This window comes from Novacetimonas hansenii JCM 7643 (assembly GCF_000964405.1).
Classification (GTDB): Bacteria; Pseudomonadota; Alphaproteobacteria; order Acetobacterales; family Acetobacteraceae; genus Novacetimonas; species Novacetimonas hansenii.
The window spans coordinates 1-11,746 of record NZ_BANE01000208.1; the positions used below are offsets into that span (position 1 = coordinate 1).

The 11,746-nt window shown below is 60.8% G+C and carries 20 protein-coding genes; 13 read left to right on the forward strand and 7 right to left on the reverse strand.

The features are described from left to right. Positions 1–251: 251 nt before the first annotated feature. From B7G66_RS17920 to B7G66_RS13035, 4 genes are read right to left on the reverse strand one after another with little or no spacing between them, the layout of a single operon-like run. Positions 252–1,148 (reverse strand): hypothetical protein, encoded by an 897-nt coding sequence (locus B7G66_RS17920; RefSeq protein WP_003620660.1) that lies wholly within the window; start codon positions 1,146–1,148, stop codon positions 252–254. Next, on the reverse strand, positions 1,148–1,753 hold the full coding sequence (locus tag B7G66_RS13025; RefSeq protein ID WP_003620662.1) for a YmfQ family protein: 606 nt from the start codon (positions 1,751–1,753) through the stop codon (positions 1,148–1,150). The genes B7G66_RS17920 and B7G66_RS13025 overlap by 1 nt, the downstream gene beginning before the upstream one ends. Positions 1,754–1,756: 3 nt before the next feature. Continuing rightward, entirely contained in the window at positions 1,757–2,872 is a 1,116-nt protein-coding gene (locus B7G66_RS13030; RefSeq protein ID WP_003620663.1) for a baseplate J/gp47 family protein, read from the reverse strand. Further along, positions 2,873–3,373 carry a phage GP46 family protein gene (locus tag B7G66_RS13035; RefSeq protein ID WP_003620664.1) on the reverse strand — a complete coding sequence of 167 codons (501 nt, stop codon included), beginning with the start codon at positions 3,371–3,373 and terminating at the stop codon, positions 2,873–2,875. Positions 3,374–3,516: 143 nt separating this feature from the next. Between B7G66_RS13035 and B7G66_RS13040 the strand changes: the two genes are divergently transcribed. Continuing rightward, complete coding sequence (locus tag B7G66_RS13040; RefSeq protein ID WP_003620665.1) at positions 3,517–3,753, forward strand: DUF4160 domain-containing protein; 237 nt, start codon at positions 3,517–3,519, stop codon at positions 3,751–3,753. Then, the gene (locus B7G66_RS13045; protein WP_003620666.1) at positions 3,734–3,976 is read left to right on the forward strand and encodes a DUF2442 domain-containing protein; all 243 of its coding nucleotides are present in this window, start codon (positions 3,734–3,736) and stop codon (positions 3,974–3,976) included. Before B7G66_RS13040 ends, B7G66_RS13045 begins: the two co-directional genes overlap by 20 nt. Before the next feature lie 3 nt (positions 3,977–3,979). Here the strand turns inward: B7G66_RS13045 and B7G66_RS13050 are convergent, their stop codons facing one another. The 3 genes from B7G66_RS13050 to B7G66_RS13060 are packed head-to-tail and all read right to left on the reverse strand — an operon-like array spanning position 3,980 to position 6,995. Beyond that, complete coding sequence (locus B7G66_RS13050) at positions 3,980–4,483, reverse strand: phage baseplate assembly protein domain-containing protein (RefSeq protein WP_003620667.1); 504 nt, start codon at positions 4,481–4,483, stop codon at positions 3,980–3,982. Then, entirely contained in the window at positions 4,480–5,700 is a 1,221-nt protein-coding gene (locus B7G66_RS13055) for a phage baseplate assembly protein (protein WP_003620669.1), read from the reverse strand. The genes B7G66_RS13050 and B7G66_RS13055 overlap by 4 nt, the downstream gene beginning before the upstream one ends. Next, complete coding sequence (locus B7G66_RS13060) at positions 5,697–6,995, reverse strand: DNA circularization protein (RefSeq protein ID WP_003620670.1); 1,299 nt, start codon at positions 6,993–6,995, stop codon at positions 5,697–5,699. The genes B7G66_RS13055 and B7G66_RS13060 overlap by 4 nt, the downstream gene beginning before the upstream one ends. Before the next feature lie 136 nt (positions 6,996–7,131). Here B7G66_RS13060 and B7G66_RS17485 point away from each other — a divergent pair, with 136 nt between their 5' ends. From B7G66_RS17485 to B7G66_RS13110, 11 genes are all read left to right on the forward strand, one after another. After that, complete coding sequence (locus B7G66_RS17485) at positions 7,132–7,410, forward strand: hypothetical protein (protein ID WP_148424799.1); 279 nt, start codon at positions 7,132–7,134, stop codon at positions 7,408–7,410. Between the two features lie 132 nt (positions 7,411–7,542). Next, positions 7,543–7,782 carry a hypothetical protein gene (locus B7G66_RS17490; protein ID WP_141313098.1) on the forward strand — a complete coding sequence of 80 codons (240 nt, stop codon included), beginning with the start codon at positions 7,543–7,545 and terminating at the stop codon, positions 7,780–7,782. A gap of 46 nt (positions 7,783–7,828) precedes the next feature. Beyond that, positions 7,829–8,173 (forward strand): hypothetical protein, encoded by a 345-nt coding sequence (locus B7G66_RS19145; protein WP_155116154.1) that lies wholly within the window; start codon positions 7,829–7,831, stop codon positions 8,171–8,173. 238 nt (positions 8,174–8,411) lie between these two features. Beyond that, positions 8,412–8,774, forward strand: a complete 363-nt coding sequence (locus tag B7G66_RS13080; RefSeq protein WP_003620677.1) for a helix-turn-helix domain-containing protein — start codon at positions 8,412–8,414, stop codon at positions 8,772–8,774. 130 nt (positions 8,775–8,904) lie between these two features. Next, a complete protein-coding gene (locus tag B7G66_RS17495) occupies positions 8,905–9,846 on the forward strand; it encodes a hypothetical protein (protein ID WP_141313100.1) in 942 nt (313 codons plus the stop codon). Between the two features lie 111 nt (positions 9,847–9,957). Continuing rightward, a complete protein-coding gene (locus tag B7G66_RS13090; RefSeq protein ID WP_003620682.1) occupies positions 9,958–10,242 on the forward strand; it encodes a hypothetical protein in 285 nt (94 codons plus the stop codon). After that, positions 10,239–10,526: a hypothetical protein gene (locus B7G66_RS13095; protein ID WP_003620685.1), complete on the forward strand. Its 288-nt coding sequence runs from the start codon at positions 10,239–10,241 to the stop codon at positions 10,524–10,526. The genes B7G66_RS13090 and B7G66_RS13095 overlap by 4 nt, the downstream gene beginning before the upstream one ends. Then, the gene (locus B7G66_RS13100) at positions 10,523–10,702 is read left to right on the forward strand and encodes a hypothetical protein (RefSeq protein ID WP_048859267.1); all 180 of its coding nucleotides are present in this window, start codon (positions 10,523–10,525) and stop codon (positions 10,700–10,702) included. Before B7G66_RS13095 ends, B7G66_RS13100 begins: the two co-directional genes overlap by 4 nt. A gap of 10 nt (positions 10,703–10,712) precedes the next feature. After that, positions 10,713–10,946: a hypothetical protein gene (locus B7G66_RS13105; RefSeq protein ID WP_003620689.1), complete on the forward strand. Its 234-nt coding sequence runs from the start codon at positions 10,713–10,715 to the stop codon at positions 10,944–10,946. Further along, positions 10,933–11,289 (forward strand): DNA-binding protein, encoded by a 357-nt coding sequence (locus B7G66_RS17500; RefSeq protein ID WP_139312933.1) that lies wholly within the window; start codon positions 10,933–10,935, stop codon positions 11,287–11,289. Before B7G66_RS13105 ends, B7G66_RS17500 begins: the two co-directional genes overlap by 14 nt. Continuing rightward, on the forward strand, positions 11,255–11,746 hold a 492-nt coding region (locus tag B7G66_RS13110; protein WP_200146828.1), incomplete at its 3' end, for a hypothetical protein. The genes B7G66_RS17500 and B7G66_RS13110, both read left to right, overlap by 35 nt.

An 11,746-nucleotide genomic window follows, 5' to 3' on the forward strand; every position in this document is an offset into this window, starting at 1 on the left:
GCTGGTCGCGGCCGTCAGGTAAACGGCATAGGTCTGCACTGTTGTGGTTGTCATGAATGTTCCCCATCACGGCCATGAAATGCGCCGGTGCTGTTAAGTTTGATTTTGCAGGCGATCCCCGATCCACGGCCCCCATCGCCGCCGCCAATCCTGTGCATCCGCACATCACCCGGCCGCATTATGTGGATCGCGCGCGGTGGAATGGCCCACGCCCCGCCCGAACCGATCCGTGCTATTATGATACGCATGCGTTACGGCAGCCATTTGAAGAGGAATGCGCCCCCTGCGCCGTTGCCGCCTGCGTAGTTTGCGCCGGTCAGCCCCGAATCGTACGCACCGCCACCGCCCGCCCCGGCACCACCGCCGGAAAACCCGCCGTGCAATCCTGCGCGTCCGGCACCGCCATACGGACCCGCGCCGCCGTTCCCGGTTAACATCGCCGTCCCCGCCTGCCCGTCCGACCCGTCATTGCCAATCGCCGACAGGAATGTGCCGGTGACGTCAGACACACCCGTCGTCCCATTGCCGCCAGCGGTGCTGAGATTCGAATTTTTCACACCCGGGTTTCCACCCGGCAGATATTGTAGCCGTTTCCCCGCGCCGTTCACGCACGACGTATCGCCCCCCGCGTAACCTGATCCCGGCCCCAGATTCCCCGGTCCGCCAGATCCGATCGTAAATGCCAGGCTGTCGCCCGCTGTGACGGCGTAAACGCCACGCATATGGCATCCGCCGGACCCACCTGAACCGGAATAGGTCTCGCTCGTCGTCGTGGCTGCGCATCCTGCGCCCCCGCCGCCTGATCCGGTGCCCTCCAGGTAAACCCGTGTCACGCCGGCAGGCACCACAACCGTGGTCGAGGCACTGACCGGAGAGAGCGGCGAGGACGCCAGCGTCAGCGCGGAGAGCGGGGCAAACAGCACCCGCAATGCGGCGAGCACCTGCGCGTTGTTGGTTTTGTCGGGCGTGATCCCCCCAGCGGTCACGATCGAAATCAGTTCTTCCTGATGGATATTGAACATATCCGGGTCAATGATGCTGGGGTCCTGACCACCGACGACACCCCATGTCGCGTAACCGGGTGTCCCGCTGTCGGCCGCAGGGGCAGGAAGTGTGGCAACCTGTGTGCCGTTTGCTAATCTGTACATTATCTCTCACCTGAATAATTGAACAGGACTGTGGTATGGGCGGGCGCGCGAGCCTTGATCTCGCACTCCAGGACGAGGTTGCCCCATGTGCGGTAACGGTCGCCGAACTGTGCCGCGCCGAACCGGGCGGAACTGACGGTTACGGCCGGGGCGTTGACCTGCCAGACATAGGCCCACGGCGCGCCGTAATAGCGGGTGCCGAACCGGGCCATACCAAACCGGGCTGGCGCGAACTGGGTGATCGTGATCGCGTAGCCCAACGCCGCCGCGAACTGGATGAAATAGGGAACCGACGCGCCGCCATTATCGGTCAGGCGCGCCACCACCTGGTTGCGGCGCAATTCGATGGTTGCCCCCTCCCCCGCGCAAGGGTCCGGCAGGCCCAGCGTGGCCTCCCATTCCGGCAGCAGGGTCACCGTGGAACCCGGAAACGCATCCGCGATCAGGTTGCCTGCCGCCTGTGCCGCACGCTGGAACGTGGGTGCCCAGACCTCGGCCAGCCGCCAGGGCATCGCATCGGGATCGCGCGACCAGATCCGGCCACGCGGCAGCATGTTGAGGAGTGCCGTGCGGAAATCCGCGACGCTGTAGATCGGTGCGGTCATGGATCAGGCCGAGAATGTGATGGCGCCAAGCGTCGGCATGGCGCTGGCGGTGGCACCCGTGACGGGACCGGTGGGGGATGCGACCTCGAACGTGTCGAGGTCGAGCGCCGATAGCGCCTCCTCCCAGTTGTTCGGGCTGATCGTGCCGCCGGGGGACGACAGGCGGCGGAACATGTCCGTCAGGGCGGTGGTGATCGCGGCCTGGTTCGCGGTCGTATTGCCGGTGCCCAGATCCGTGATCGTGAAATCCGTGGGCTGCGCGACCGGGGCCGCAGCGATGACCAGCGCCGTGACAGGCTGATCAGGCAGGATGGCGTTGGCAACCGTCAACTGATCCCCCGTGGCGGTTGTGTATCGCCCATCCCCCGTGGCGCAGCCGTCCGTGCCGGCAGGAAACCCGCCGGCGGCCGCATTGGCTGTGTCCATCATGAAAAACACGATGACCGTCCCGTCCCCCATGCCGCCCGGCAGGCACCACGCGCGGGTGACGCCCGACACGGCCACGGCCCAATCAACGTAATCCTGTTTTTTCCCGTCCTGCCCCTGCGCCTGATAGGCGTCGATTACCCGGGTGCGGTAATCGGAATCGTCCTCGACGTCCGTGCCGTTCTGTGTAATCGCCGTGACCATACCGGTGGTCTGGATGCCCGCGACCGGGCTGGACAGGGTCACAGTGGCACCCGCCGCGACGTTGCCGGCGGTGCCTGTGCTTCCGGCGGTCCAGTTGACGGTTGTAACGCCGCCAGCCGTCACGCTGTCGGCCGAGGCCGTCGCGGTCGTACCGCCCAGCAGGATCAGTGCGGTCCCGGCCGGGATGATGGCCGTGCCGGTGGCAGGAAACGTGGCGGTGCCCGACGCCGCCGTGGCGCCCTTGGGATAAACGCCCTTCAGCACGCCCCATCCCACCAGGAATTCGCCCGTTGCGGTCCACGGCACGGATTGCAAAGACACCCAGTCGATATAGCCGTATTGCAGCCATGCCAGCCCGGCGAGGACCATGGACAGCACATACAGCACGGAAAAGCGCAGGACGGCCGTAACACCGGGGATGCCGCCACTGATAACGTCCTGCAGGGCCTGCTGGCGCAGTTGCGACAGGGTTGGACGCGGATAGGCCATTCAGGTCAGGCCCTCCCAGGCCCATGAGAATTTGAAAACCTGCGGGCTGCTGTTGCCCGGTTCGGTGATGGTGATGCTGAATTCAGCCATGGTGCGCACGCTGGCGCTCCACCAGGCGGAGACGGTGACGGACGTGGCCACGCCGTCGGTCACCAGCCATTGCAGGGCCTCGCGGCAGATGTCCTCGATTTCACGCGGGATGGCCCGCGTGCCGACCTTGACCGCGCGTTGCAACTGCCACAGGCGTGATCCGATCGGCAGGTCCGTGAACGCATCGCCCCACCAGCCGCGCCGGTCGGCCGAGGCCGCACCGATCGGCCCGGACGGCGATGCGATGCCCGCCGCCATGTCGTCGGACGACGGTTGCTGCGGGGCGACGCGATCTGTGAAAAGCGAGACCATGACCGCAGATTTCAGGGGGTTGTCGAGGGCCAGATCGCTGGACACGACAGGCCAGTCGCCGCGCGCCGCGCGGACGTTCCATGTGATGGCGATGTCCATTGTTTTTCCTTGGGAGTGGGATGCGTTGACTCGCGACGGGGCCGCCCGGCGTGCTATCGTGTATTCGGAAGGGGATCGACGCAGGCCCCATCATGCTCGATATGCGAGAGGCACCAGGGCGGGTAATGGGAAGGGCATCGTGAATGCCGACAGTTCTTCGTATCGGTGGATACCGGTTCTTTTTCTACAGCATGGAGGGAAACGAACCGCCCCATATCCATGTTGAATCGGGAGAGAATGTTGCAAAATACTGGCTGGAACCTGTTGCCCTGGCGATGAATGACGGGTTCAGGTCGCATGAACTGACCAAGCTACGGATGCTGGTTATTGAACATAGAGATGCGTTCAGGGAGGCATGGAATGCCCATTTTGGCAGCTAGGTTTGATCCGACCGCCACCGATGTGCGGATGGATGGCAGTATTCTTCATGTCGTCATGGCGGATGGGCGTGAACTGTCCGTTCCGCTGGAATGGTTCCCGCGCCTGCGCGATGCATCGCCGGAACAGCGCGCGCACTGGCGCTTTATCGGACGCGGCAAAGGCATCCATTGGCCCGACGTGGACGAGGATATTTCCATCGCCAGCCTGCTGCGCCTGTCCTGACCCTTAGACAGGTGGTCCGGTGTCCGCGCCATCATTGCCATTCGAATGGGCGTGGTCGGTCAATTTCACGCCCTGCGCCACGACCTCATTGCTGGTGATGGTGCCGCTGACCGTCAGGTCACCCGTGGCTGCGGTTTTTCCGTTGGCAGGCACGATTGCAATCGACCCGTCCGCCTTCAGCCAGATCCGGCTGCCGGTGGACGGGTGAAACAGGCAGACGTCGCCCGGTTGCAGGTCCTTCGGCCTGCCGCGCTGGTCCCCCGTGGCGATGACGACGCCGCGCGTGCGGTCGCCGCCCATGAATGCGACGACCAGGTCAGATCCGGGAACCGGGCGGCTGGCCAGCCCGTATTCCTGCATGACCGGCACGTCCGAACGCAGTTCCTGACCTGACAGAACCACCTGCACGGTGGGGGTGGCGGGCGTTTCGTTCGTGTCCGCCGTCTGTCGCCCGATCCCGAATACCATCATCACGCGGCGCGCCGTGCGCATCAGGGGGACGGTCATTGGGCGGTTCCGTCCAGCGGCGGCAGGTCCTCGGTCTGAATGGAATGGTCCACGTCGGCCTGCGCACTATTCAGCGCCTGGATGAACCTGTCCGCCAGCACCGGATTGAGCAGCGGTTCTGGCGAGAATGCCGACGGTGGCATAAGGACGACATCGGCATGGGTGCCGTCCTCGACCGTCTGGCGCAGGGTCAATTCCCCAATCAGCATATCTGACCCGGTGCCATTGCGCCCCGTAACAGGAACGCGCGTGTTGGGAAGCCAGAGCTGTCCAGATGCATCACGCCAACTGTCGGTCGTCAGCGTGATGGGATAGGCACGCCCATACCGGCGGTTGACCTCCCACTGCGCACGCTGCTGACAGACTTTATTGTTCTCGTCCCCATTTTCGACCGGAATGAACATGGTGCGCCTGCGTGGCACACCGGGGTCTGTGGCCTCGATGCCCACGGTCAGGGCGGACATCTGGCTTTCCAGCGCATTCACGTTCGGGTCGGTGAACAGGGAGACGGTATTCTGGTTTATGGCGATGACACTGGAATACCGGCCGCCAAGGCTGCGTACGATTTGGGCGCGTTCGATGTTCCGTCCCACGGTAAACCCGCTGGCGGCGCGGCGCGTGCCCACACCGGACATGCAGATATTGCCGTCAGGCTGGTCATAGAACAGGACACCGGCCAGCCGACACAGGCGTTCGATCACCTCGTACGCGGTTTCCGTCATGATGATGGAGAACGCGAGGATGTCGGTATTGCCTGCGTCATTGACGGAAATCACGTCAATGTTAACGCGGCGGGCCACAGCCCGGGCGATCGCCAGCACGTTGGTACTGTTCATCTGGAACGTCGTGAACTCCGCAGCACATTCCACCAGATCGACACTTTTCGAGGCGATCTGCACCTCGATCAGGTGATCTTCCGGCCCAAGGTCCTCGATCACCGTGATGACATAGCCGGTGAACACCAGATCGGACCCGATATAGACCTGACAGGTGTCGCCGGGATTTATTGTATCGGCCCCGGCAGCGGATGCGCGGGCGGCGGTCATGCCGAGCGCCGCCGTCCAGGGCATGATTTCGACCCCCAGCCGCAGCACGGCGGACGTCCAGTTCGTGATCTGGCGCGATGTGCCGCCACCGGTCACGATGATCGAGACCTGGTCGGACGGCGCGTTATCCCAGCCGAGGAAATCGGATATTGCGCTCAGCGTACCACTCATGACGAAAGGGCCTCGAAACTGGTGGGCATGAATGCCGGGTGGATGGGGTTGGCGCGGCGGATCAGGTCGGGCGCGCGCGCGCCGTTGGCATAAAGCTGCTGTGCCAGCACCAGCGCAGGCAGCGGGGCGTTGCGGGTAACCGTAATCACATCCGGCAGGCGCGCCCCCCGGTTGGCCAGGTCCTGCAACACCTGTGCGCGCAGCGACCGCAGCGCCTGGAACGTGGCGTCGCTGCCCGCGTCAGCCGCCGCCGTGGCCGCGTCATCAAGAAGCGTGCCGATGCGCAGCCGCATCACCTGCGCATCGTTGGCGGATGAGGGTTGCCAGTCCGCACAGGCATTGGCGAGCGACAGCAGGGCGGCCTGCCGGCACAGCGTTGCAGTCGCGGCCTGTGCCGTTGCGATTGCCCCGCCGATCGGGGCGTCGGATACCACCACCGATGCGCCATATGCGGCCAGCGGGGCCAGGACCGCGATCTGCCCCGCCGGATCCGCCACCGACATGCGCACCGATTCCGGCACCGCAAGGATGGCCGTTGCCAGCATGCCGGCATCCGTCGCATCCGCCAGCGCCGCGACATTCGCGCTGACGACCTGCCGGTTCGCGGTGAGGTTGTCGAGCAGGCTGGATTCCGTTGCGGCCGGGTCAATGGTTGCGCCGTTGCCGCCCACGTAACGGCCGAGGTTCCCCGGCAGCGGCCCCATGGCCCCCACGACCGCCGCCGGAGAACGGATGGCCGCAACCGCGCCCGCGCCCCAACTGGTGGCGACGGCGCGCCCGGCCCCCAGCACCGATGCGCCATAGGCATAGGGCGCCAGCGTGTCGGACGTGTAATCGGATGCCGATGCGCGCCCGAACGTCGCGGCCGCCAGCCCGATCGCGGCATCAAGCGCGAGTGTGATGGTGGAGCCGAGCCAGTTGACCGACTCCACCAGCTCCATCTCGATATCGACAATGCCCATCACCCCGTCGCGTTCGTACCAGTCGAACCGCGTCAGCGCCGCCTGTATCGCGCCGACCGTGGGATGGATCAGCGTGCCCGCCCCCTGCGTTTCCGCAGCCGTGACCAGCAGGTCACGTTGCACCAGGCATTCCGGCCCGATCAGGAAACCCCGGATCCGGTAGGCGCGCGGGGCGCGTCCCAGATCCTCGGGCCAGACCTGGTCACGGAACGGATAACGATGGATCTGGAAATTGCGCCCGTTGCTGCCGCCGCTGCCAACCACCACGAATGGCACGCCACGGAACGACGCCTGCAGGTATTCTTCTGCAAGGGTCGCGATCACATTGGCCATGTCAGTTTCCTACGGGTGTCAGTTCAGGCGGCATCGCCCGCTGGACGGGGATATTGTTGACGACACGGGTTTCCGAATTATGGTTTTCCGAACCATCCCGAACGGTACAATGACGCACCCGCGTCAAACCCAGGCGATGCAGCTGCCAGGCCATGGCCTGTACCGTAATCCCCAGTTCGGTCGCCATTTCCGCGCGCCCCATCCCCAAATGGAGCAACGGCGCAATCCGGGCCCGTTCAATATTCCAATCCAACGGCGCGGGCATCAGGTATTCACCGATGAATACCGCGCCATACCCGCCCCATCGCACAACATGCAGATGGCAAGCACTGGCACAGTACGCCGCGACAGCAGGTCACCGCCCGTCCAGGTCGAACGCAGCCAGCCACGACCGGAACAACAGGCGCAGGACTGAACAGAAATGTAAGGAACAACCGCGCGGTTCATGCCGCACCTGCCGCATAACCGCCCTTACGAACCAGTCGATTGCCCAACTGACCCGCTTGGCCCACCATGGTTGTTGCAACACCACACATGGAGGACTCGGATGTCCGATGATCAGAAAAAGCTGGAGCAGCGCCTTGCTCGCGTCGATCAGCAGATAAATGCAGTACAGGATGTACTGTACAGAATATGCCGGACAATCCGGACGGACCTGCCGCCTGATGCCCGCAAAGCACTGATTTCTGAACTGGAGGGATCGGGTGCATCATTGAATGAATCCGAAAATGGATTGGCGGACGAGTTGGCGACTATTTTGCGGGGGCACCCAAGACAGGCGGAGTAGGAGGTGCTGAGTCGCATTCGGCCTCATAAATGGCCAATCGAACCGATTGGATGCTGAACAAGACATCCCCCAGATCAGCAACTGCGCTACGGGTCCGCTGCCGCTCGGCGTTACCAATCGGCGCGTCACGGATTTCCGCAGCTTTGTCAGGGTCTACGGCGCCAAGCATCTGAAGCGCTTCGGTCTCCAGTCGCGCATATTCCGCCAACTGTCGCCGCATGCGGGATTTGAACTCATCGACAGCATCCAGCAGCGTGCGCGCCTGGACGGCGCGAACGCGGGCTTTCTCAATGCCTGCAATCAACTGGGTCCGAAGAGGGGATTGATCAGTCATGCCGCACCTCGTTCATCGGCTGCGCCCGCACCGAACACGTCGGGACGGATGATATGAGAAGGGATGCCACACATGCGCGAGACCGTCCGAACGTGTTCCGCAGGTACGCGCCGCCAGCCGATGACGGTGGCGTGGTGACGCCCGACAGCTTTCGCCACTTTCAGGGGGCCGCCTGCGCGGCGGATGATCTCACGCGTGTTCATAGAAGATAGTTGGCATATCCAACATATCCCGATCAAGCATTTTGTTTGGGAGACCCAACACATCATGTTGGAAATTTAGCCATGATCAAGTCATGAACCCATCTATCGCCTCTCGACTGACCGCCTTGCGCCGCGCCTTAGCTGAAAAGCTTGGCAGGAAAGTCTCTGCACAAGAGGTCGCTGACGCCGTTGGTATCTCACGCAGCACATTATCTGGGTATGAGCGTGGTCATGATCGCCCAGGTAGAGAAACGTTACTTGCGCTTGCCACCTATTACTCTGTTTCCGTCGATTACCTTGCCTCGGGCGAGATGCCCGCGGTCCAACATCCCGATAATGTCGCGCAGAATGGTGAGGAGGCTCTCTTGCTTGCGCTCTGGCGCAGAATGGATGAGGACCAGCGCCGGTCGTGGCTGGGATTGCTTAGAAGTATGATCCATATTGACGCCGCATAAAATACATAGGTGCCTGTTCAAGGTGCATTCAGCATGCGTCCAACATCTCACGGAAAGAACATAATAGGAACAATATTAAGTAAATAAAACATATTTGATATTGAAATATATATATTAAGGTATTGTAGTTATGAATAAAATATCAAGAAATCTCGCAGGATTTGTTTTCAGTGCCACTTTATTGATGCCATTCGTAGAGTCATTGGCTGCGTCTTCTGAGCGGGTTATCGAACATGCAGGCGACTGGAGTGATGTTTTGGTTAATGAAAAAGCCCTTTGCATTACATCAGAACAAAATGACTTAAAAATACAGATTTATCCTTCTCCGGACAGAAAATCTCTTTATCTAAAAATATTCCCGAAACAGTCTTTTGGACTGGATGGAATTTTCCAAGCCGGAGATTTTTCAATACCTCTTAATTATCTACAATCACCAACACCCGCACCAGTTTTTGGAGCAATCATAACCGCAGACAAAATGATGGCGTTTGTTCATGGATTTACATCATCCAGAACTGCTCTTGTAAAAATCAGTGATTCTGAAAATACAATATCCTTGGCGGGCACTTCGCCTGCTATTGATGGTCTGATTTTTTACGCTCATGAGCATATACTTAACCTTCCTAAGCCGTTTGGAGACGAAGGAAGCGAAGAGAATAATACAGACAGCAGCACTGTGCCTACCGAGATATTTCCAGATTCTGAAATTCCAAAAGACGAGACCAGAAGCAATGCCACTTCTGCAAAATGTGCAGATGATTTCCATTCATGCAAAGACAATCAGGATTTAGTAAATAATTACAACAATATATATAAAGCCAAGGCCGATTGTAAAATAAAAGCTGAAGACTCTGCGCAATATGGAACCCCACAATGGCCGGGATTTTGGTCCGGTGGCCCATTCGGTTCGTTCCAAATGGGGCAGGATGCTCCAAAAACAGGCTTAATTACATTGGTTGAGTCGAACGCTCAATTTCAGAATGGGTATGGTGCGATGGTCCACTCGACTGTTATCTGCACCTATGATCTCAATAAAAGCATCGTTCGAAATATTGAGATAACGGCCCATTAAGACCACGATACATAGACGCATTAAAAGCGTTGGCAAACCCAACTTATCTCTTGACCGGAAGTGTTGGTTTGTCCAACAATCCTCCATCACATCATGTGATGGAGGTTTTCCATGTCAGATATCGTCATCATTCCCATCGGTTCCTTCGCACCCCGCCCGCGCCTGGACGCCGTGCAGGACATCGTCCTGCGCCGCCAAGCGGCAGAGGACGCATTAAGTAAGGCGATCCCTCAACATGGCGACGGGACCGTTCTGCTGATGTCCGAACGCCTCGCCCTGCGTAGGGCCATGCTGAATCTTTCGCGACTGATGGCAGAGGAGGAAGCCGAACTGTCCCGCATTGCACACCGGCGCGCCATCGTCCGCTTCGCCGGGAATGAAGGGCCGGCAGCATGACCCATGATTTTACCCCCACACCCGCGACCGATCTGGTGAAGCGCCTACCGGACTCATTACAGATCGCCGCACTTAACCTGCATTCCCAGTTCCGCACGTTTTTCCTGACGGTCAAGGATTACCGCGCGGCGGGACAGCATGGCACTGCGCGTGCCCACGCCCGGCAGGCCGACGCCCGCATGCGTGATCTGGAAACGCTGGTCATGACCACCTTTCGCGCTGATGGCCCGGAAATCGAGGCCCAGAATTGGGCGCGTCGTAATGAAGGGAAGGTGCGGTCATGAGCAATCGCCACGCCTCCCCACCCGCAGGAGGCCACGCCATGATGCCGCTGTCAGGACGGCAGGCCGAACGCCTGCGCGACCGCCTGCCAACGGCCGAGGAGGTTGCGGCCTATACCCTGCTGTTTTCGGTGATCTGGGGTGTGTTGGTGCTGTTATTCGTCGGGTGCCTGCCATGAGGAAAGCGCCATGACAGAACCTCGACGCATTGCACCTGATATTTTCCGGGACATGCAATTCGGCAAAGAAATCTACGACGTCGAGATCCTCGGCACCGGAAATGGTCAGTTCATCGGGCTTGTCAAAGAGGACGGCAGTCCATGCCGGATCGCGTTCAGGGGCAGCACCGTGATGCGCGACGGGCGCAGGGTCGGGCTGGCGCGTGGATCAATGGCATGGACGGCCCCCCATGATGATGCCTGACCGACTTCCATTCTGGCCGCGCTACCTGACCAAAAAACTGGCGGCGTTCTATCTTGGGGTAAGCGCCTCGACCTTTGATGACGAGGTGAAACAGGGGTGGTGGCCCCCTGCCCGGCCCCGCGGTGGTCGAGGAGGACGGTTAACGTGGGACCGCATGCTGCTCGACCTATATGCCGACCGCGCTTCCGGGATCGGGGTGGGGGCACCGGCTGCAACCGGCGCCCCCGTTCCTGCGGAACGCCTGGTCACGACGCCATCTCTAGTGGAGAGAATGAATGCCACGCTTCCGCAGAACCGGACTGAACATCGTGCGCAAGAAACGTCACGACGGTTCGGTAATTGAATATTTCTATGATCGTGCGACCAAGAAATTCCTTGGTCATACGCGTGAGGCGGCCCTTGAGCGCCTGAACTTTCAGGACCCATTGACCGAGGCGGGCATTGTGCCCGGATCCATTAGCGCCCTGATCGTGGATTACCTGGCCGACGAAGAAGCGCAGAGCCGCCTGCGCGCCAGCACCCGGCGACTGTATCGCGGGTATCTCGACCGCATGCGCGATGATTGGGGCGACATCGCGGCCAGGGCGATTACCCGACAGGAAATCATGGCGATCAAGAAGCGCATGCTGGGCACCCCGCGCAAGGCCAACCAGATTCTGTCGCTGTTGCAGATCCTGCTGGCCCGCGCCAAGGATCAGGGCATTGTCAGCGAAAATGTCGCAGAACGTTTTGGCCGATTGCGCATCCCCAGCCGTGTACAGATCTGGAGCTATGAAATGGAGGACGCGTTTGTAGAGCGC

Bases quoted from the DNA above. Each gene is read 5' to 3' on its own strand.
- B7G66_RS17920 (WP_003620660.1), bottom strand. From the start codon at position 1,148: ATGTACAGATTAGCAAACGGCACACAGGTTGCCACACTTCCTGCCCCT.
- B7G66_RS13025 (WP_003620662.1), bottom strand. From the start codon at position 1,753: ATGACCGCACCGATCTACAGCGTCGCGGATTTCCGCACGGCACTCCTC.
- B7G66_RS13030 (WP_003620663.1), bottom strand. From the start codon at position 2,872: ATGGCCTATCCGCGTCCAACCCTGTCGCAACTGCGCCAGCAGGCCCTG.
- B7G66_RS13035 (WP_003620664.1), bottom strand. From the start codon at position 3,373: ATGGACATCGCCATCACATGGAACGTCCGCGCGGCGCGCGGCGACTGG.
- B7G66_RS13040 (WP_003620665.1), top strand. From the start codon at position 3,517: ATGCCGACAGTTCTTCGTATCGGTGGATACCGGTTCTTTTTCTACAGC.
- B7G66_RS13045 (WP_003620666.1), top strand. From the start codon at position 3,734: ATGCCCATTTTGGCAGCTAGGTTTGATCCGACCGCCACCGATGTGCGG.
- B7G66_RS13050 (WP_003620667.1), bottom strand. From the start codon at position 4,483: ATGACCGTCCCCCTGATGCGCACGGCGCGCCGCGTGATGATGGTATTC.
- B7G66_RS13055 (WP_003620669.1), bottom strand. From the start codon at position 5,700: ATGAGTGGTACGCTGAGCGCAATATCCGATTTCCTCGGCTGGGATAAC.
- B7G66_RS13060 (WP_003620670.1), bottom strand. From the start codon at position 6,995: ATGGCCAATGTGATCGCGACCCTTGCAGAAGAATACCTGCAGGCGTCG.
- B7G66_RS17485 (WP_148424799.1), top strand. From the start codon at position 7,132: ATGCAGCTGCCAGGCCATGGCCTGTACCGTAATCCCCAGTTCGGTCGC.
- B7G66_RS17490 (WP_141313098.1), top strand. From the start codon at position 7,543: ATGTCCGATGATCAGAAAAAGCTGGAGCAGCGCCTTGCTCGCGTCGAT.
- B7G66_RS13080 (WP_003620677.1), top strand. From the start codon at position 8,412: ATGAACCCATCTATCGCCTCTCGACTGACCGCCTTGCGCCGCGCCTTA.
- B7G66_RS17495 (WP_141313100.1), top strand. From the start codon at position 8,905: ATGAATAAAATATCAAGAAATCTCGCAGGATTTGTTTTCAGTGCCACT.
- B7G66_RS13090 (WP_003620682.1), top strand. From the start codon at position 9,958: ATGTCAGATATCGTCATCATTCCCATCGGTTCCTTCGCACCCCGCCCG.
- B7G66_RS13095 (WP_003620685.1), top strand. From the start codon at position 10,239: ATGACCCATGATTTTACCCCCACACCCGCGACCGATCTGGTGAAGCGC.
- B7G66_RS13100 (WP_048859267.1), top strand. From the start codon at position 10,523: ATGAGCAATCGCCACGCCTCCCCACCCGCAGGAGGCCACGCCATGATG.
- B7G66_RS13105 (WP_003620689.1), top strand. From the start codon at position 10,713: ATGACAGAACCTCGACGCATTGCACCTGATATTTTCCGGGACATGCAA.
- B7G66_RS17500 (WP_139312933.1), top strand. From the start codon at position 10,933: ATGATGATGCCTGACCGACTTCCATTCTGGCCGCGCTACCTGACCAAA.